The following is an 18643-nucleotide window of genomic DNA, read 5'->3' as shown; positions in this document are numbered from 1 at the left end:
AGTCTCCTCTTTGAAAGCGGCTGTAATAATTTGATAGGTAAGGCTAAAAACACCGATCTTACTTGTTCTGTTCATAGCAGCTTAAATAAATATGTCCTAATGGAAGACCGATATAGCTTGCAGACATCCGCTCAAAACTTGATCACTTCAGCACCCTTTTTTCAAGGGTTGCCTGAATCTATTGTAGAAACAGCCCTCACCAATCTTGTTACCCGTACCCACCCAGCCAACCAAGTGATCCTGCTAGAAAATGACTGGGGTGGTTCAGTATATTTTATTTTAGAGGGATGGGTAAAAATCCGTACATACAATTTAGAAGGAAAAGAGGTAACACTAAACATTATTGGGCATGGGGAATTATTTGGAGAAATGGCGGCACTAGATGAAGTTCCCCGTTCCACTGATGTCATAACTCTTACCCCAACCATGATAGGCAGTATGCCTGCTCAAGATTTTGTCAAATTGTTGCAAACAGAACCTTTAGCGGGAATGAGATTATCCCAATTAATGGCGCGACGATTAAGACAAGTAAATCGTCGTTTGCGTCTGCGAGAATCAGATAGTCAATCACGGGTAGCAGATACTTTGCTATTTTTAGCAGAGGGACAGGGTAAGATAGGAGAAACAGGTACAGAAATTCCTAATTTACCCCATCGAGAATTGAGCAGTTTGAGTGGACTGGCACGGGAAACAGTTACACGCGTACTGACAAGGTTAGAAAAAAAAGGCTTGATTATCCGGGAACAAGATGTAATGTGTATCCCCGATCTAGTAGCTTTGGAAAAAATGATCATTTAATAGGGAATAGGGAATAGGGAATGGGGAATGGGGAATGGGGAATGGGGAATGGGTAATATTATTCCCAATCACCAATCACCAATCACCAATCACCAAGCAAAACAGATATGATAGGTGTTAAAACAAACATGATATGAGTATTTTAGATTCTATGCCAGATGAACCGGGAGAAGATTCATCACCTGAATCATCAAAGCCTGGTAATCAGCCAGATATACACCAACACTTAAAGCGTCCCCAACTTAAAGTTGATGCTCCTTTGAGGATGGTGGAAACGGCATTTTTAGCCAGTACAGCTAGTTTAATTTGGTTTATTAATTTTTATTTTCCTTTTGGTCCGGTTTTACGGATGTTTTTCCCTTTACCCATTGCTTTAGTTTATTTGCGCTGGGGTAAACGTGCTGCCTGGATGGCTGCGGTAACATCTGGTTTACTGTTGGCGGTGCTGATGGGACCTGTTCGCAGTATGTTATTCGTGATGCCTTTTGGTTTGATGGGTGTACTTTTAGGGGCAACTTGGCATCGTCGTGTACCTTGGATTGTGTCAATTACTTTAGGTATGCTCCTGGGTACTTTGGGTGTGTTTTTCCGTCTGTGGTTACTGTCGGTTTTATCTGGTGAAGATTTGTGGGTTTATGTGATTAACCAGGTGACAGAAATTATTGAATGGATATTCCTGAAACTGCAAATATTAGCCACTCCCAATGTGTTTGTTGTTCAGGTGGGGGGGATGCTTTTGATTGCATTCAACAACTTGATTTATTTGTTTGTGGTACATCTGGCAGCATGGTTACTTTTGGATCGTCTGGGAAATCCTATCCCCCGTCCCCCACGTTGGGTACAAATCTTGTTGGATTATGAAGGTTAATTAATAATTGATAATTGATAATTGATAATTGATAATTCATAAACTCCTGTCTCTTCCCTGTTCCCTATTCCCTATTCCCTATGACTAATAAGAATGATTAAAATTTATACCCAAATTGAACAGGGTGAAGCATGGCTCAAACGTTATTATGGTAGTTTACCTATTTTTGCCTGTGTTTTAGGTTTTACAGAAACTTGTTTGATTCCTGGTATTTCTGCTGCTGGTTTGACTCCAGAGGATAGAAAATATACTGCTTGTGCTGATGCGGAATTTTTGTATTATGGTGCAGCACATCAGCCTCAATATCCCTTACCACCTTTGACTGCTGGCGCTTCCCCGGTGCTAATTTCTCGTGCTGTGGTGGAAGAACTAAAAATACCAGTTTATTTGTTTAATGCGGGTTTACCTTTGATTCCGGCTGTACCATTAATTGATTTGGGAGGCACGACTGCTAGGTGTTTAAGCACAGGTGCAGCTATGGAAATAGCCACAGTTAAACATTTGCTGGAACAAGGTTTACTTTGGGGTGATCAACTCGGTGCTAAACACTCTCAGGGATATCTAATTTTAAGTGAGTGTGTTGTGGGTGGTACTACAACTGCTTTGGCAATTTTAACTGGTTTAGGTATTGATGCGGCTGGAAAAGTTAATAGTAGTCATCCTGTTTGTAATCATGCACAAAAGTGGGCTGTAGTACAAGCAGGTTTGGAAAACCGACACAATTTTACAGATCCTCTGGAACTTGTAGCAGCAGTAGGTGATCCCATGCAAGTAGTGGTAGCTGGGATGGCGATCGCTGCTAGTCGGCGTTGTGGGGTTTTGCTGGCTGGTGGTACACAAATGCTGGCTGTTTATGCTTTAGTGCAAGCGATCGCTCAAGCTTACTCTTTATCTTGGCAACCAGAAGCTATTATCGTCGGTACAACCCGTTGGGTAGCAGAAGACACTACCGGGGCTACAGTTGACTTAGCCCTCAGCTTGGGTAAAAACAACTTTAGTTGGGGTAAAATCACTCCTCCCCTACTAGCTACACAATTAAGTTTTGCTAATTCTCGTTATCCCCAACTCCAAGCTTATGAGCAGGGTTTTGTCAAAGAAGGTGTTGGTGCTGGAGCAGCGTGTCTAGCGGCCTATCTCAGTCAAAATTGGTTGCAAGAACAACTTTTAACAGCCATTGAAGCCCAAATGACACAATTAATAAATTCGTTGTCGCATTAATTGTTCTTCTAAAGCAGCAATACGATTATATGCCGCTGTTAATTGTGCTGTTAGTCGTTGGATTTGAATTTCTGGTGTTATTTGCCTATCTCCAGCTTGCATATTCATATCTGGATAAATGCCATCTATTAACACATCCTTATGTTCCAAATTAGAATTGAAAGTAATCTGTGGTTTGAAGTTGAACATTTCAACTTCATGATTTTCTAGATAATTATCTTTTGGCTGTTTTTGCTCTAAAAAGCAATCAGTCAAACCCTGAGACAGTTTCCTGTCAAGGTTTTCAATCACCTGGTATAGAGCATCTACTTTCTGGCTCAAAGTCAGTATCTGTGTTTGCAGTGAGTCCATTTAATACCTTTATTCCCAAATAGTGTTTCTATGTTATTCAATTTACTGGCAATGTTAAAAATACTTATGATTTATTTAATCTTTGATATTTTTCTTGGTAGGTTGTGAAAGAGATTATTAATTATATATGTACATCAATAAAATCTATCCATATCACTCAAATATTTATTAATAAATTGAAGTATTAGGGGGCATTGCTCACCAACACTGATGGGAAAGTTACAAGATGTGAATATTGCTATACGCAAGATTGTACTAAAAAGCTGATTCTTGTCTAGGGGTAATTCATGAATTACCCCTACTTTCGTTCTATTTTGCGTAAGTCCTGCTAATAATCAGTTACAATTTGTTATCATCGGTTTCTAAAGATACAGGAGTGAGATATTGTTATTTTCTTAGCAAATTTTGCTCCTATGGTTAAGATTATGTTGATAGCCCTAAAGTTGAAAATAAATGGATCGACGGTTTTTTTTACTAGGTACAAGCGGTATGATAGTTTCCCAAATGTTAATTGGGTGTAACCGCGAAAATGAGTCACAGTTCAAAGTACAGGTTTTAAAAGGTTCTATACCTGGACACGTTGTTAATCAATTTCGCAAAACTGTACAGTCAGAGGTAAATTTCAAGTTTGTCCCTGTTAATCAAATTTATGATTTATTTAAACAGTTACAAACTTGGCAACAACCAGACGCTAATAACAAAGAAGGATGGAGTCGTTTGATTCCATTTAGGCAAAATCAAAAAGTTACTAAATCTGACTTAGTAACATTAGGAGATTATTGGCTAAAAGCAGCTATTGAACAGAAATTAATTCAACCATTGGAAACAGAAAAAATTAAACAATGGTCAACTTTAAATCCAAAATGGCAACAACCGGTAAAAAGGGATGATCAAGGAAATATAGATCCACAAGGTAAGGTTTGGGCTGCACCTTATCGCTGGGGTAATACAGTAATTGTTTATAATCGGGAAAAGTTGCAACAATTTGATTGGCAACCACAAGATTGGAGTGATTTATGGCGCAGTGAGTTGCGATCGCGCATTTCCCTACTCAACCATCCTAGAGAAGTAATTGGGTTAGTTTTAAAGAAACTCGGAAAATCCTATAATACAGAAAATCTTGCAGAAATTTCCGATTTAGAAACAGAATTAAAAACATTAAATCAACAAGTTAAATTCTATGATTCCACTACATACCTAGAACCGCTAATTATGGGAGATACTTGGTTAGCTGTGGGTTGGTCAAATGATGTTATACCTGTACTCAGTCGTTATCCTAAACTTAATGCTATAATTCCCCAATCAGGAACAGCAATTTGGGCAGACTTATGGGTAAAACCAGCAGGAGTTGAGCAAAGCAATTTATCATCCGAATGGATTAATTTTTGTTGGCAACCAAATATAGCTAAGGAAATTACTATATTGACTAAAACCAACACGCCTATTACCACAAATATTGCTGCCTCTGATATTTCCCAACCATTACAAAACCTATTATTAACTAATCAGGAATTGTTGGAGAAAAGCGAATTTATTATCCCATTATCAGCAGCAGCAACACAGCAATATGAATCTTTATTTAAGAAAATGAAAAATACAGGCTAGGGAGAGAACCACCTCGCTTGTTAGACACCGCAAGGGATCTAATCTAAGTGGACTCGTTGAACTAAGAATCTGCGATCCTTTAGGACGCAGAGTGTCAAAAAATCACCGCTTACAAAATAACTGCCCCTTGCACATCAATGGGGAGCGATCGCACATGAGAAGTAATTCCCTCTTGCTTCCAAGCATTAGCCATCGCAGTTACTACAGCTTGTGTATGTAAATTATCAGTCAAAGCTAAAAGCGTAGGTCCTGCACCACTAATAACCATCCCATAAGCACCAGCAGCTAAAGCAGAAGTTTCTACATCATCATAACCAGGAATCAAAGCCTTACGATAGGGTTGATGTAATTTATCTTGCAAAGCAGCTTTTAGCCATTCTTCCCTACTCGTTGCCAAAGCCCGCAACAACAAACCCAAATGAGCAGCATTAAAAATCGCATCAGCCCGACTTATTTCCGTAGGTAAAACCTTACGGGCTTCCGAAGTTGATAACTCAAAATCAGGAATTGCCACCACAGGTATAATATCTTTGTGCCAAGTCAGATCACAAATTTTCCAACCATTCAAACCAGTGGCCGCTAAACGACATCCACCCAAAAAAGCAGGAACAACATTATCAGGATGTCCTTCCATTGCGATCGCCAATTCCATTACCTGCATATCAGACAACGGCGAACCCGCTAACGCATTACCAGCAACCAAACCACCCACAATAGCAGTAGCAGAACTTCCCAAACCTCTGGCTAAGGGTACACCCAACTTAATTTCAATTTTCACAGAAGGCGGTGTTTCCTGGATATATTCATATAACTTGACAAAAGCCTGATAAAGCAGATTACTTTCATCAGTTTGCACCTTATCGGCTTCCGTCCCAGAAACCTGAATCACCAAACCGCCATCATTGTGAGTAAACTTAAATTCATTGTGCAGTTGCAAAGCCGCACCGATGCAGTCAAAACCAGGACCTAAATTAGCAGTAGTAGCAGGGACCTTAACAGTAACAGTAGAAATAGTAGACATTTGCCGATATTTATTAATCAATAAAATAGCATCTCATGGAAAGGAATAATTTAACACTAAAACTGACATTTTAGACAGCGATTGCTTGGGCTAAACACAAACTCACCGGATGTCTGAAAACTTTGTCGTTTTGCATAAAACACTTGTAGATTCCCCTAAATCCCCCTTAAAAAGCTATCCATTACCCACATCTTTCTTAACATTCATGAGAGCGATCGCTTGCAGACCCCCAACCCTTAATCCTCCGTTGCTGATTCTCAATAAAATGAGGTTTTTATCAATAAAGATGAGGTGCATTTTGTCAAGATCAGGTAAATTCAAAAGTCTTGAAACCTTTACCAAGTATAGGTTTTAAGATTGTTAAGAAAGATGTTTATAATGGATAGCCAAAGAACAAGGGAATATTAGGAATTTGGGATGTACTAGATCCAGAAAAATCCACAGAACGTGCCAGTAAGCCTTGCCAATTTAGCCCCAAAATTTGACAAAACGCTTTGAATACTGAGGCATCAATGGCATCACCTTTCAGAAAATGTTTCCAGGTGGGTAAAGATACACCATTTGCAAAAACTTCCGCATTTTCCCAGTTCCGTCCGGGTTCGAGAATTTGACTCGCAGTTTCTAACCAACAAGGATTATCAATCGTCCATCCTTTTCTTTCCGAGCTTGTTTGATGATGTGCAGTCCGGTAACTGAGAGTTTGAGACTAGGCATGAGAGATTATTAGGGGCTTGTGCTAAATCTGTCAAGCTCAATTTTAGATCAGTATTATAGTGAACCGAAACTGAACTAGAAATAGTTAATAGACATCAGTGATATTAAGTATATTCCTCAAAGACGACGGAAAAGACCATGAAGCACTTTATCTCAACCGCTGTTGCTACGGTTACAATTATGGGTTCGTTATCAACTCAGGCATTTGCTCAAACCAAACCTTCCCCGGTTACAGCCTTCTTGGATCGCTTAGGGATGAATTATGAAGTCCAAAAAGATGGGACTATTGCAATATTAGCTGGAGTTGACGGTAATCGGACTCAAAATGGATTTATCGTGCCAGAAGTTGGAACACTCTAACAATGATTTTATTCTCGTAATTTCTTTTTCTCGAATCGCTAAAACACCTCCAGATGCGGAAAAAACCAAGCAATTGCAAAGCAAAGTTAATGACATATCAAGCGGTTGGGATACAGTTTCTAAAGAAGGAATGTATGCCACTTTTTACTACAAGATTATACCTCTAAACAAAGATCCGGATTTGGCGCGTAAAGACATCATAGAAATTCTCAATATTGCAGACACCGAAGAAAAAAATCTGGGTAGCAAAGACAGATTGTAAACAATTCCAAATAGAACACAGAAAAATTATGCAAAAAAGTAAATTCTTAGGGATTGTATTTATTCCCTTGCTGCTAGTTGAGGCAGTATTTATACCCACTGCTCATGGGTTGGATGCAAGAAAGCTATACCAGCTATGTTCTCGCTTTCCCCTCAATTCCCAATGTCAAGGTTATGAAACGCCTATAGCCTTGGATGATCGAGCCGGCAAAATAGGTGATTGCATATTTAAAAATAATGAGGTAGAAAGCCGAGGACTTTGTAAGATTACTGTCAATGGTACAGGCATTACCATTTACCAAGAAACTGGCAAAGAACTGGAAATTATTAACGATAAAAAATCTACTCGTACCGTACAGATTACCCCGACTAGCGTGGGTAGAATTCAATATCGTGAAGATGAAAAAGGCAACACAGGCGCGAAGATAGTCAACACGATCCTATTTGGAGTTGCTGGTTTGCTACTCACTCCCAACAAAAAGGTATCAGAAATTGAGTTTGATTATACATCAACTACTCCCCAAGACACCAGCCAGGAAAAAAGTGTGAACTCCTTAAGGGTATTTATCGAGCGAGAAACTGGTAGAGAAATGCGATCGCAGTTAGAAAAAATCACTGGTCGTCAAGCAGAAACTCCACAAACTAAACTTTGATCCGAAAAATTAACGGCAAAAGAAATTTACTAGCAACTGATACATATCTATCATGAGCAACATTAACAACGTCCTGTGGACGCAACAATTTGGCGGCACTGCGTTTGACGCTGGCTGGGGTATCACTGCCGACGCTTCAGGTAACACCTACGTAATGGGAGACTTTTCAGATACGGTTACCTTTGGCAACACCACCCTTACCAGTACGGGAGGTAATGATTCTTTCATCGCCAAGCTTGACAAAAGTGGTAACGTCCTGTGGGCGCAAAAATTGGGCGGTAGTTCATACAATACATCTAGCGGCATTACAGTCGATAATTTAGGTAACACTTACGCCACAGGTTTTTTCTTCGATCCTGCCACCTTTGGTAATATCACCCTTACCAGTACAGGTCTGGGTGATGCCTTTATCACCAAACTCGATAGCAGTGGTAACTTCCTCTGGGCGCAAAAATTTGGCGGCGCATCCTATGACATAGCTATGGGCATTAGCGTCGATAGTTCCGGTAACTCCTACGTCACAGGCAGTTTCTCTGATACCGCTACCTTTGGCGATATTGCTCTTACCAGTGCAGGTAGTGATGATGCTTTCATCACCAAGCTTGATAGTAGTGGCAAATTCCTCTGGGCGCAGAAATTTGGGGGTACATCCTATGACTATGGCGAAGGTATTGCCAGCGATGGAGCAGGTAATAGTTACATCACAGGATATTTTTCAGATACTGCTACTTTCGGAGACATTACCCTTACCAGTGCAGGTGGTAGTGATGGATTCATAACCAAGCTCGATAGTAGTGGCAAATTCCTCTGGGCAAAGAAATTGGGTGGTACATCCTATGACTCTGCTCACGGCATTACTGTCGATAGTTCTGGTAACACCTACATCACGGGAAGTTTCAATGGTATTGCCACTTTTGGCAATATTACCCTGACCAGTACGGGAAATGATAATGCGTTCATCACCAAGCTTGATAGCAGTGGCAAATTCCTCTGGGCGCAAAAATTCGACAGTATTTTCTGTAAAGCTAACGGCATCACTGTCGATAGTTCAGGTAATATCTACGTCACAGGATATTTTTCAGATACAGCCACTTTTGGTAACATCACCCTTACAAGTGCAGGTGATAGTGATGCCTTCGTTGCCAAACTTGACAGTAACGGCAAATTCCTATCGGCACAGAACTTTGGTGGCACTTTAGCAGACAGGGGTTTAGATATAACCTCTGACGCTAAGGGTAACATCTACGCTACAGGAGGCTTCTCGGATACTGCTACCTTTGGTAATACCAGCCTCACCAGTGCTGGCAGCATAGATGCCTTTATTGTCAAGCTTGGGGATGAAGTAGGGGAAACACAAATCACTCTAATACCTAATAATACTGACAGCGTATTCAATCTTAACGGTGCTGCAACCCCTATACAGTTTCTCCTCAAAAGTGCTAGTCCTAGTGTTGTCAACGAAATTGGACTATTTACTGTAGACGATGATCAAGGAACTATAGACGGTATTGCGCCCAACGATTCTAATTACACTCAAGCGGTGCTGTCACGTTCTCGCAGTATTTTCTCAACTTTAGGAAATTCGCCCAACGGATTTGATACTAACCTCACCCGGACTCTAGACCTCGATGCTGGTATTCGCTTCCGCCTCCTATTAGTACAAAACGGCACTCTCGATGGTTTAAGGAATGGTACAGTACCACTGTCACAATTGTTGCTATCCTCTCCTGCCTCCTTGCAAGTTTCTGACGTAGGTAACAGCACCTTTGACCTGCGTTTTGAGGATAGTCCTGGGAGTGGTCAGTTCAATGATGCAGTGGTGCAAATGCAACTAGGAACAGAAGCTGATAAACCTATAGGTACTAATCTACAAGACCAGCAGGAAGGTGAGGTACTTGACTTACGTGGGCTAACAGATACGCAAACGGCAACATTTACGGTTAACCGTGAGGCAGCATATAACAACTTTGTTGGGTTCTTCCGTGTGGCAGATGCCAACGGCAGCATTGATACCAATGGCGATGGTATGGGGGATTTGCTACCCGGACAAACAGGTTATGGAGAAGCTGCGGTAAAGAACCGTGTCGGTGGTATTAACCTGAGTGTGGGCAATCAAGGTCAAGCAAGCTTTACGGGTCAGTTTGAGGGTGGCTCAATATTTGCGCCGTTTCTCATTGTCAATGGCACACCAGACCAACTTCTTGATAGCAACCCCAATAATAACCCCGCCATTTACTTCCCGTATATTGGTGCAAATTCGGACAATGTAGACCATGTGCGGATGTTAGGCAACAATGTCTTCGGATTTGAGGACTTGCCCAATGGTGGTGATAAAGATTTCAATGATATCATCGTTAGCGTCAAGTTCAACTGATTTCTGGCTCTCAATACTATGACTTTGAGTAATAGAGAAGCTTTTAATTATTGTGCGGAGATTTGTGAAATTTCCGCTTCATAAATAATTCTTGAACTACATTCAATAGGTTAAATGATGTGGACTAAACTTATCCGAAGATTGTCTCTATTTTGCGTTGCTCTATTTTTCACTATTGCACTTTCTCTCAATCATGCTGCCGCACAAACACCTCTTTTCAGCAATCAATAATCGAAAATGTCCTGAATGTGAAAAATTTACGCTAAACAGGAATTCTACAATATTAGTTGCTGCAACGACTAGCAGTACAGGAAGGAAAAGAGTAACCCACCACTGTACAAACTGCTCATACCATAACGAGTATGAAGAAGTAATTCCAGTAATTAGTGAAAGTAGTGGTGGTGGCGGCAGTTAATTCGTAACCCACATTTCACAGAAAAACACTCACAAATTGCTTTCCTAGATATCAAAATTGATATAAAAAAAGGGGTAATCAAATTTAAGATTACTCTTTCTTTTATCAATGTTTTTGACTAGATATCAAGAGAGCGATCGCCGATTACAAATTTTGTCCCACTCTCAATAGAAATAAGTAAGTAGGCTTAATTAACTGTTAGATAGTGGAACAGGCTTCTAGCCTGTTGACGGTCTGTCTGGCCCATCTCACATCTTATATTTAATTGCAACTAGCTACTGACTTGATAACCTCAAGTTCAGATTATATCTGATATCTCAAGATCAGATGAGTTAGCTAATTTCACTTAAATTTAATGCTTCACTATAAAAAATACCCACTACCAATATAGTAAAAGTAGTGGGATTAATTTATGATCAAAAATTTTCTATTTTGTTGAGTAAACAATAAAAAACTTAATTTCGTTCCCAAGATTAGGTTTATTCAACAGTCGCCAAAACAGACTTAACCTCAACATCAGCAATTTTTGGACTGGCAAACCCAGCATAAATACCAGGCTTAGTTTCAGAAATCACAGTGTAAGATTGACGTACCTGGGCATTAATAGCCACAGTTGTAGCGTCATACATCTGCATCGCCACTTTAGGATAGAAACCAATACCGATAATTAAAACTAGAAAACAAGCTGCAATAAACACTTCACGGGGTCTAGCATCAGTGTAAAGTGATTGACCTGGTAATAAACAATCAGTACCAAAACAAGCAGTACCTTCATCTTCCAGGTTTTCCGAACCTCCATTATTGATATCACAAATCAATGCTGCATCCTTACCATAAAATACCTGACGCAGCATAGAAAGTAGATAAATAGGTGTGAGGATAACACCCACAGCGGCGAGGAAAACTGTCACTGTGCAGAAAGTGGAACTATAAACATCACTGGTTGTTACACCCACAAACACCGAGAGTTCACCAACAAAACCACTCATACCGGGTAAAGCCAGAGATGCCATTGCACCTATAGTAAACAACGCAAACACCACAGGCATCGCTTGTCCAATACCACCCATATCCTTCATCACCATTGTATGGGTGCGGTCGTAGGTGACACCTGCCAGGAAGAATAACACGGAGGCGATTAAACCATGTGATATCATTTGCAACATAGCCCCATTCATCCCTAAATCGGTGAAGGAAGCTAAACCTAGCAGTACAAAACCCATGTGAGAGATAGAAGAAAAGGCTAAACGCCGTTTCATGTTAGTTTGGGCAAAGGAGTTTAACGCACCATAGATAATATTGACCACACCGAGAATAGCTAAAACTGGTGCAAAGTAAATATGGGCATCGGGTAAAAGCTGCATATTCAGGCGAATTAAACCATAACCGCCCATTTTTAGTAACACACCTGCCAAAATCATAGATACAGGGGAAGATGCTTCACCGTGGGCATCGGGCAACCAGGTATGTAAGGGGAAAATTGCCAACTTCACCCCAAAGGCAACAAACAAACCTGCATAAAGCAGTAATTGTAAACCGAGAGGATAACTTTTAGTAGCTAAGTCACTGATATCAAAACTCAGAGTACCGTCGCCTTGTAAACCCATTGCGAGGGCGGCTACTAAGATAAATATAGAAGCTGCTGCGGTATATAGTATAAATTTGGTTGCGGCGTAGCGTCGTTTTTGACCACCCCAAATGGAAACTAACAGATATACGGGGAGAAGTTCTACTTCCCACATAATGAAAAATAACATCAGGTCTTTGGCAACAAACACCCCTATTTGTGCCGAATATAGCACCAACATTAAAAAGTAAAATAGGCGTGGTCTGCGGTCAACTTGCCAAGCTGAAAATATAGAAAGGGTGGTGACAAAACCTGCTAAAAGTACCAAAGGCGCAGAAATACCATCCACTGCCACAGACCAGTTTAGTCCCAGGGTAGGCATCCAGGCATAATTTTCTATTAGTTGGAAACTCGCATCAGCAGGATTGTAATGTGTCCAGAAAGCATAGCACATTAACGCAAAGTCAGCGATACCCACACCCAAGGCATACCAACGGACAAGTTTACCGTCTTTATCAGGTAGTACAGGAATCAGAAAGGATGCAAGGAGAGGGAGGAGAATAATCGCGGTCAGCCAAGGAAATTGTTCCGCCATCATGTCAATAGAGAAAAATACTTATTTGTGTAATGATGACATTGTACTGGACTTTGTAACAATTTCTTTATAAATTTTTACCCTCTTTACATATAGAGAGAATAAATACCTAGAAAAATCCTATGGTTAGTATTGGTAAGGGTATATGTAGCTGATGTGATAAGATTTAGTTATGTTATGAGTGGCGATCGCGCTATTAAATTAAATCTATTAAATTAAATCTATTAAATCCATGACAGAGATTAAATTAGTAACGGAAGGTCTTTATGATCAAGATCAGTATCTATGGTTAGAAGATACCATCCTCAAACTCAAGGCGCGAGATTTTCATGGGTTGGATGTGGAACATTTAATTGAGGAGATGGAAATCTTGGCGGGTAGGGATAGGGCTGAAGTTGAAAGCCGTTTAATTGTATTATGGACACATTTATTAAAACGGATTTATCTTAATAGTGAATATGATAATCGTGGTTGGGAAGTGACGATTCGAGAACAACGTCGTCAGTTAAGAATACTTTTGAAACAATCTCTTAGTTTAAAACAATATTTTACAGAAGTATTGGATCAAGCTTGGGAAGATGCGTTAATGGAAGTTAGGGAAGATTATCCTCAGAGGATGTTTGAAAAGTCTAACTTAGGCGATTAAAAATCACATCTACACAGACAAAACCTGCCTACGCAAGTTTCAAATCCTTAATTTTTCGTTAGTCCACGCAGGTGGACTTTGTTTGTGTAGTAGCGAATTATATTCGCCGAAAACTTTTAAGACAACCTCTCAAATTGAGTTTCCTGATTTGTGGCATTTTAGTCTTAATGTTGATGCACTTTTGAGTGAGAAATTTTGGGAATATTCTTAATTTTTTTTGTCAGAATCAGGATGTCCAGGATTAAAGGATTAACAGGATTGAGAATTTAAGCTACTGCAAATCCTGTATATTGTCTGACATTAGGTTCATGAAATCCTAAAACAATCTCTTCTTTAGGAATACCGGATTCAATCAGTTCACTAGCAACACCATATTCTGTATTATCACACTGAATCCAAACTTTATCGTTAATTATTTCAATATGAATTAAACAACTATGCAAATGCTGTTTTTCTGTCCAACCTTCAGAAATAATTAGATATTGATCTGTTTCTGAATCAAATGCTGCTCTGTTACGGATATTAGCGTTAGCATAGAAAATATTCAAATAGGATTTAAGGACATTGCGAATTACATTTCGATAAGTTTCTATTCTATCCATTGGGTGATTTTCTCCCCCCAGTATTCAGACTATAGCAAATCATTTTCCACATCTAATATCCTTTTTCCATGAATTACAGATGCAATAGTTATGGTATCATTCTCAATTCGATAAATAATTCGATAGTTGTAGGCAAACTTTTCTCTAATATTATCTTCTTTTAATTCTGGTACTATACGACCAGAAAAGGGAAAGTTATTCAAATTTCGAGTAACATCAAGAATTTTCTGAACAACTGCTGCTGCATAAGCAGATGAATCACGGGATATATAGTTAGCAATTGCTTCTACATCTTCTATTGCAGTGGAAGACCAAACTACTTGATAAGCCATTTATTTAACCGTTCTTCTACTGCTACTTGTGAAATAGTCCCCTCTTTATCAGCCACTTCTAAACCACGACGTACTTTTTCAATTACATATAAATGATATTGAATATCCTCAATTGTGCAATTGTCTGGAAGTTGCTGTAAAAGAGATTGTACTTGTTCTTTTGTGGTACTCATAGTTTCATTTTGAGTTAATTTGTTGATGGGCTGGGTAAATCCCAGCCAGGTTTTTTAGAAGTTTTAGAAGTTGCTAAAATTAGAAATTGCTTCCTGCATTTTATTCACAACTTCATCTACAGATATCGCTCCCAACTCCCCAGATGCACGGGTACGAATACTCAAAGAATTACTTTCTACTTCCTTCGCACCTACTACCGCCATTACTGGTATTTTATCTTTTTCCGCATTGCGAATCAATTTACCCAAGCGATCGCCACTTAAATCAACTTCGGCTCTAATTCCTAAAGCTACCATTTTCGCAGCAACTTCTTTAGTAAAATCAACTTGCAATTCACCTACAGGTAAAAGTCGAATCTGCACAGGTGCTAACCATAAAGGAAAATCACCCGCATATTCTTCAATTAAAATCCCTATCAACCGTTCCAAAGAACCAAAGGGTGCGCGGTGAATCATTACAGGACGTTTACGCGAACCATCTTCAGCAACGTATTCTAAATCAAAGCGTTCAGGTAAATTATAATCTACCTGCACCGTCCCTAATTGCCATTCTCTATCTAAGGCATCACTGAAGATAAAATCGAGTTTTGGGCCATAGAAAGCAGCTTCCCCAATACCTTCAAAATAGTCCATTCCCAATTCTTGCACAGCACGACGAATCGCACCTTCCGCTTTATCCCAAACTTCATCCCCACCAATATATTTATCACTGGCTGGATCACGGAAACTCAATCTCGCTTTAAAATTCTTCAGTTGCAGACTTCTAAACACCGTCAAAATCAAATCTACAACATTCAAAAATTCCTCATCCAGTTGTTCAGGAGTAACAAATAAATGGGAATCATCCACAGTAAAACCACGTACCCGCGTTAAACCACCCAGTTCTCCCGATTGTTCATAGCGGTAAACTGTACCAAATTCCGCCAACCGCATCGGTAATTCCCGATAGGATCTTAATTCACTCTTGTATATTTGGATATGAAAGGGGCAGTTCATTGGCTTGAGGACAAAACCCTGTTCAATGGCTTTAGCTTCCTCATTTTCAGCCATCATCGGAAACATATCTTCCTTGTATTTTTGCCAGTGTCCCGATGTTTTAAATAAATCAACTCTGGCAATGTGAGGAGTAACAACAGGTAAATAACCCCGTTTTAACTGTTCTTTTTTCAGGAAGTCTTCTAAAATGCTTCTTAACAGCGTACCTTTAGGAGTCCAAAGGGGTAAACCAGGACCGACAGGATCGGCGAAAATAAACAAACCGAGTTCTTTACCCAGTTTACGATGGTCACGCCTTAACGCTTCTTCTTTGCGGCGTTTATATTCTGCTAGTTGTTCGGGAGTTTCCCAAGCAGTAGCGTAAATGCGTTGTAACTGGGCTTTAGTTTCATCTCCGCGCCAATAAGCACCGGCTACGCTTTCTAATTCTATCGCTTTGGGGTTAATTTCCTTGGTATTTTCGACGTGGGGACCCGCGCACAAATCCCACCATTGATCACCTAAATGATAAATGGTAATGGGTTCTTCTTTAATATCTGCGAGAATTTCTAATTTATACGGTTCTTGAATTGCTTCAATTCGTTTTTTTGCTTCTTCGCGGTTGACTTCTTCCCGAATAACTGGGAGTTTGCGGTTAATAATCTTCACCATCTCTTTTTGGATGGCTTTTAAATCCTTATCGCTAAAGGGTTCGGGGTTATCGAAGTCATAATAAAAACCGTTTTCAATCCACGGACCAATGGTAACTTGCGCCTTGGGAAACAGCTTTTGTACGGCCATGGCCATGACGTGAGAAGCAGTATGGCGAATTTTTTTTAATGTTTCTGATTCGCTGGTGCGGGGTAAATAGATTTTCTCTGCTGGTTTTTCTAGGTTTTGAGTTTCTTGAGTTGGCGACATCGGCTGTTGAACCATTGGCGATTACAAATAGAATTGTTGAAAATATATTCTTAAAATCATAGTCCACTTGCTGACGACGCAGTGGGCTTTATTCTCTGGACTCCCCTAATTTATCACCCCCACTGAGCTAGTTGGGAAAAGCATTTCCGATTAACCGCAGTTCTGTTAACAGTTGGGGAGCAATGCGATTTTGTGGGATGACCCCACCTCACAGGGGTAGGTTTTTAATATAATCTGTGAAGGCAAGACCAGGAAGACAAGGAAGGCTTGTCCTGAGCGTAGTCGAAGGGATGGACAAGGAAGATTTTATACGGACAATGATTTTTTGACGGACTATTTTTGTGACTAAGAATACAGACTTTGTACTGTTTTCCTCCCTTGTCACCTTGTCCACCTTGTCTACCAAGTCTTGCCCTGACGACAATGTAAAATACCTACCCTTGTTGTCAAACTGCGGGCAAATTCCAGGACTTGATATTGCAAGTCTTGAGACATTATTTTTAATTGTTCAATAATTTGGTCAGAAATAGATACATTCATAATATTTTTTCCTTGAATCTTGAAATATTGTTAGTCTGACTTTTGCAGTGTAACCCAGATCAACAAGCCAAACTTCTCCACGTTTAGGGGTACTCATAGTCTGTTTCCTGTTGATCTAATTCTAAAAAAATTTCTTCAGCATTCCACACTAAATCGTCATCGGATAAAGGTGGAAAGTCTAAATTTGTAACTCGTTTCAAAATCTCCACAGCTATTTCTAATCTTTCGGATTCTGGTAAACTACCAAATGTGCTTAATAATTCTTTCACTAAAGTAGTCATGGATCTTTTCTCCATACACTTTTATAGCATAACATGATTATAATATTTTTGTGATACAATTGTGAATATATTTACTCAATCATATACAATGGGCAAAGCTGTTAAAGTCCAAATTGTCAAAATCGGAGATTTGCAAGGTGTTTTTATTCCTCAAACACTTTTATAACAAAGCGTAATTAACTCAGAAGTAGAAATAGAAGTTCAAGGAAATCATTTCATTATTCGCCCAGTTAAACAAGTAAGAAAAGGTTGGGAAAAAGCATTTATAGAAATAGCGGAAAATGGCGATGATGTTTTATTAGATGATGTCTAGAAACTGGGGTAAGTAAAATAATTCTTTATATATTTATTTATAGTCAAAGTTTGACCAAATTATTTAAAAAATAAAAGTCAGTCAAGGGTAAACCTCTTGACTATTTTACTATATATACTTTTCTAGGCAAAACTCGTAGTTATACTTCGTGTTACAGCAATTTAAACTACGGTATTATTTTAAACTCTCTGAATTTCTCCATGTTTCTTATGTTGATTTGTTTAACTTTCAAGATGAGTAACAATTATGGCAAAAAAGAAAGATGAGAATTTAAGTAATAAAAAAGTTCAGATATTTAAAAAATTAGAAGATAGAGATGAGAATGATTTAATAGACAAAACCATAGCAGAAATTAAAAATTCATCTGTCAAAGACAATGTTTTTCCTGTAGAGGCAATTTCTGAAAATATCAAAAAATTAGCTGTACAAGAATATAATATTTCTGTAGAGGCAGTAACACAACTTATCAAGTTAACTTCTAGTTTATTTAAAACACTATTATTATCAGCAGGATATGAAGAGAAAAAAATTCGTGCTATTATCACAAAATTTCGTGATGCAGGGAGACGTTCTGCACCTTGGAAACCTACATCTAGTCGTGTGCCAGGTAGGCCGCAAGATGGAAAAGATGGAAATAGAATAAATCGTTGGGAACTTCCATTAGAACATAAATTTTATGCTTCACAAGTGGATGCAACACTGGTTGAAGTAAAGTATTTTCTACAAGCTTTATCAATGAATGGATCACCTAGTTTACAAGATAATTCTATTCAAGATAGCTTTATTTGGCTGTTGGAACATTCCGTAAAACCGGGAATATATCTTGATCCTATACAATTAATTCCCATTGAATTTTCTCAGCTTATTGATACACCAAGAACAATTCAATCCGGTCATTTAATTCCTTTGGATCGTGGTGGTAAACATACCCCGCAAAATACATTTTTAATGTTAGAAAGAAGTAATCAAATCCAAGGTAATCAAACGTTAGATGAACTGCTAGAACTCATGACCAGAGTAGTTAAAGGTTATCACGAAAAAGGCAGGATATAAACTATAA

General features: G+C 39.1%; 20 protein-coding genes. 10 read left to right on the top strand and 10 right to left on the bottom strand.

The genetic code is table 11. The annotated features are described in order from the left end of the window. The first annotated feature begins 99 nt into the window (after positions 1-99). The 3 genes from H6F45_RS14265 (at position 100) to cobT (ending at position 2884) form a co-directional block, all read left to right on the top strand. Positions 100-798 (top strand): Crp/Fnr family transcriptional regulator, encoded by a 699-nt coding sequence (locus tag H6F45_RS14265; RefSeq protein WP_137666234.1) that lies wholly within the window; start codon positions 100-102, stop codon positions 796-798. 133 nt (positions 799-931) lie between these two features. Beyond that, the gene (locus H6F45_RS14260; protein WP_190347489.1) at positions 932-1666 is read left to right on the top strand and encodes a DUF2232 domain-containing protein; all 735 of its coding nucleotides are present in this window, start codon (positions 932-934) and stop codon (positions 1664-1666) included. A 93-nt stretch (positions 1667-1759) separates the two neighbouring features. After that, positions 1760-2884 carry a nicotinate mononucleotide-dependent phosphoribosyltransferase CobT gene (gene cobT, locus H6F45_RS14255; protein WP_190347488.1) on the top strand — a complete coding sequence of 375 codons (1125 nt, stop codon included), beginning with the start codon at positions 1760-1762 and terminating at the stop codon, positions 2882-2884. Here the strand turns inward: cobT and H6F45_RS14250 are convergent. Beyond that, complete coding sequence (locus H6F45_RS14250; RefSeq protein ID WP_096572176.1) at positions 2861-3235, bottom strand: hypothetical protein; 375 nt, start codon at positions 3233-3235, stop codon at positions 2861-2863. The two genes, cobT and H6F45_RS14250, sit on opposite strands and share 24 nt — an antisense overlap. A gap of 453 nt (positions 3236-3688) precedes the next feature. On the opposite strand from H6F45_RS14250, the gene H6F45_RS14245 reads away from it, so the two are divergent. After that, the gene (locus H6F45_RS14245; protein ID WP_190347487.1) at positions 3689-4840 is read left to right on the top strand and encodes an extracellular solute-binding protein; all 1152 of its coding nucleotides are present in this window, start codon (positions 3689-3691) and stop codon (positions 4838-4840) included. Positions 4841-4949: 109 nt separating this feature from the next. Here H6F45_RS14245 and thrB read toward each other — a convergent pair whose 3' ends face one another. Both thrB and H6F45_RS14235 read right to left on the bottom strand, forming a co-directional pair. Then, entirely contained in the window at positions 4950-5861 is a 912-nt protein-coding gene (gene thrB / locus H6F45_RS14240; protein WP_190347486.1) for a homoserine kinase, read from the bottom strand. A 174-nt stretch (positions 5862-6035) separates the two neighbouring features. Continuing rightward, the gene (locus H6F45_RS14235) at positions 6036-6182 is read right to left on the bottom strand and encodes a hypothetical protein (RefSeq protein WP_190347485.1); all 147 of its coding nucleotides are present in this window, start codon (positions 6180-6182) and stop codon (positions 6036-6038) included. Between the two features lie 531 nt (positions 6183-6713). Between H6F45_RS14235 and H6F45_RS14230 the strand changes: the two genes are divergently transcribed. The 4 genes from H6F45_RS14230 to H6F45_RS14215 are packed head-to-tail and all read left to right on the top strand — an operon-like array spanning position 6714 to position 10223. Next, positions 6714-6935: a hypothetical protein gene (locus tag H6F45_RS14230; protein WP_190347484.1), complete on the top strand. Its 222-nt coding sequence runs from the start codon at positions 6714-6716 to the stop codon at positions 6933-6935. Continuing rightward, the gene (locus H6F45_RS14225) at positions 6922-7197 is read left to right on the top strand and encodes a hypothetical protein (protein WP_190347483.1); all 276 of its coding nucleotides are present in this window, start codon (positions 6922-6924) and stop codon (positions 7195-7197) included. The genes H6F45_RS14230 and H6F45_RS14225 overlap by 14 nt, the downstream gene beginning before the upstream one ends. A 28-nt stretch (positions 7198-7225) precedes the next feature. Continuing rightward, positions 7226-7849: a hypothetical protein gene (locus H6F45_RS14220; protein ID WP_190347482.1), complete on the top strand. Its 624-nt coding sequence runs from the start codon at positions 7226-7228 to the stop codon at positions 7847-7849. Between the two features lie 52 nt (positions 7850-7901). After that, positions 7902-10223 carry an SBBP repeat-containing protein gene (locus tag H6F45_RS14215; protein WP_190347481.1) on the top strand — a complete coding sequence of 774 codons (2322 nt, stop codon included), beginning with the start codon at positions 7902-7904 and terminating at the stop codon, positions 10221-10223. An 894-nt stretch (positions 10224-11117) separates the two neighbouring features. Here H6F45_RS14215 and H6F45_RS14210 read toward each other — a convergent pair. Further along, entirely contained in the window at positions 11118-12803 is a 1686-nt protein-coding gene (locus tag H6F45_RS14210) for an NAD(P)H-quinone oxidoreductase subunit 4 (RefSeq protein WP_190347480.1), read from the bottom strand. Positions 12804-13032: 229 nt separating this feature from the next. Here H6F45_RS14210 and H6F45_RS14205 point away from each other — a divergent pair, with 229 nt between their 5' ends. Beyond that, positions 13033-13446 carry a DUF29 domain-containing protein gene (locus H6F45_RS14205; protein WP_190347479.1) on the top strand — a complete coding sequence of 138 codons (414 nt, stop codon included), beginning with the start codon at positions 13033-13035 and terminating at the stop codon, positions 13444-13446. Positions 13447-13712: 266 nt separating this feature from the next. Here the strand turns inward: H6F45_RS14205 and H6F45_RS14200 are convergent, their stop codons facing one another. The 6 genes from H6F45_RS14200 to H6F45_RS14175 form a co-directional block, all read right to left on the bottom strand. Continuing rightward, complete coding sequence (locus tag H6F45_RS14200) at positions 13713-14048, bottom strand: XisI protein (protein ID WP_096572185.1); 336 nt, start codon at positions 14046-14048, stop codon at positions 13713-13715. Between the two features lie 29 nt (positions 14049-14077). After that, positions 14078-14380 carry a type II toxin-antitoxin system RelE/ParE family toxin gene (locus H6F45_RS14195; RefSeq protein ID WP_137666244.1) on the bottom strand — a complete coding sequence of 101 codons (303 nt, stop codon included), beginning with the start codon at positions 14378-14380 and terminating at the stop codon, positions 14078-14080. After that, positions 14365-14553 (bottom strand): hypothetical protein, encoded by a 189-nt coding sequence (locus H6F45_RS14190; RefSeq protein ID WP_096572187.1) that lies wholly within the window; start codon positions 14551-14553, stop codon positions 14365-14367. The genes H6F45_RS14195 and H6F45_RS14190 overlap by 16 nt, the downstream gene beginning before the upstream one ends. A gap of 63 nt (positions 14554-14616) precedes the next feature. Further along, positions 14617-16464, bottom strand: coding sequence for a threonine--tRNA ligase (gene thrS, locus H6F45_RS14185; RefSeq protein WP_242052625.1), 1848 nt, complete (start codon positions 16462-16464; stop codon positions 14617-14619). Positions 16465-16848: 384 nt separating this feature from the next. Next, a complete protein-coding gene (locus H6F45_RS14180; RefSeq protein ID WP_190347504.1) occupies positions 16849-16989 on the bottom strand; it encodes a hypothetical protein in 141 nt (46 codons plus the stop codon). Positions 16990-17072: 83 nt separating this feature from the next. After that, positions 17073-17270, bottom strand: a complete 198-nt coding sequence (locus H6F45_RS14175) for a hypothetical protein (RefSeq protein WP_096572189.1) — start codon at positions 17268-17270, stop codon at positions 17073-17075. Positions 17271-17829: 559 nt separating this feature from the next. Here H6F45_RS14175 and H6F45_RS14170 point away from each other — a divergent pair. Continuing rightward, positions 17830-18636 carry a hypothetical protein gene (locus H6F45_RS14170; RefSeq protein WP_096572191.1) on the top strand — a complete coding sequence of 269 codons (807 nt, stop codon included), beginning with the start codon at positions 17830-17832 and terminating at the stop codon, positions 18634-18636. The last annotated feature ends 7 nt before the right edge of the window (positions 18637-18643 follow it).

The organism is Sphaerospermopsis sp. FACHB-1194, assembly GCF_014696235.1.
GTDB classification, from domain to species: domain Bacteria; phylum Cyanobacteriota; class Cyanobacteriia; order Cyanobacteriales; family Nostocaceae; genus Sphaerospermopsis; species Sphaerospermopsis kisseleviana.
The sequence above is the reverse complement of the archived record's forward strand: the minus strand, read 5'-3'. Positions and strand labels throughout refer to the sequence as shown.

Bases quoted from the DNA above. Each gene is read 5' to 3' on its own strand.
- H6F45_RS14265 (WP_137666234.1), top strand. From the start codon at position 100: ATGGAAGACCGATATAGCTTGCAGACATCCGCTCAAAACTTGATCACT.
- H6F45_RS14260 (WP_190347489.1), top strand. From the start codon at position 932: ATGAGTATTTTAGATTCTATGCCAGATGAACCGGGAGAAGATTCATCA.
- cobT (WP_190347488.1), top strand. From the start codon at position 1,760: ATGATTAAAATTTATACCCAAATTGAACAGGGTGAAGCATGGCTCAAA.
- H6F45_RS14250 (WP_096572176.1), bottom strand. From the start codon at position 3,235: ATGGACTCACTGCAAACACAGATACTGACTTTGAGCCAGAAAGTAGAT.
- H6F45_RS14245 (WP_190347487.1), top strand. From the start codon at position 3,689: ATGGATCGACGGTTTTTTTTACTAGGTACAAGCGGTATGATAGTTTCC.
- thrB (WP_190347486.1), bottom strand. From the start codon at position 5,861: ATGTCTACTATTTCTACTGTTACTGTTAAGGTCCCTGCTACTACTGCT.
- H6F45_RS14230 (WP_190347484.1), top strand. From the start codon at position 6,714: ATGAAGCACTTTATCTCAACCGCTGTTGCTACGGTTACAATTATGGGT.
- H6F45_RS14220 (WP_190347482.1), top strand. From the start codon at position 7,226: ATGCAAAAAAGTAAATTCTTAGGGATTGTATTTATTCCCTTGCTGCTA.
- H6F45_RS14215 (WP_190347481.1), top strand. From the start codon at position 7,902: ATGAGCAACATTAACAACGTCCTGTGGACGCAACAATTTGGCGGCACT.
- H6F45_RS14210 (WP_190347480.1), bottom strand. From the start codon at position 12,803: ATGATGGCGGAACAATTTCCTTGGCTGACCGCGATTATTCTCCTCCCT.
- H6F45_RS14205 (WP_190347479.1), top strand. From the start codon at position 13,033: ATGACAGAGATTAAATTAGTAACGGAAGGTCTTTATGATCAAGATCAG.
- H6F45_RS14200 (WP_096572185.1), bottom strand. From the start codon at position 14,048: ATGGATAGAATAGAAACTTATCGAAATGTAATTCGCAATGTCCTTAAA.
- H6F45_RS14195 (WP_137666244.1), bottom strand. From the start codon at position 14,380: ATGGCTTATCAAGTAGTTTGGTCTTCCACTGCAATAGAAGATGTAGAA.
- H6F45_RS14190 (WP_096572187.1), bottom strand. From the start codon at position 14,553: ATGAGTACCACAAAAGAACAAGTACAATCTCTTTTACAGCAACTTCCA.
- thrS (WP_242052625.1), bottom strand. From the start codon at position 16,464: ATGGTTCAACAGCCGATGTCGCCAACTCAAGAAACTCAAAACCTAGAA.
- H6F45_RS14180 (WP_190347504.1), bottom strand. From the start codon at position 16,989: ATGAATGTATCTATTTCTGACCAAATTATTGAACAATTAAAAATAATG.
- H6F45_RS14175 (WP_096572189.1), bottom strand. From the start codon at position 17,270: ATGACTACTTTAGTGAAAGAATTATTAAGCACATTTGGTAGTTTACCA.
- H6F45_RS14170 (WP_096572191.1), top strand. From the start codon at position 17,830: ATGGCAAAAAAGAAAGATGAGAATTTAAGTAATAAAAAAGTTCAGATA.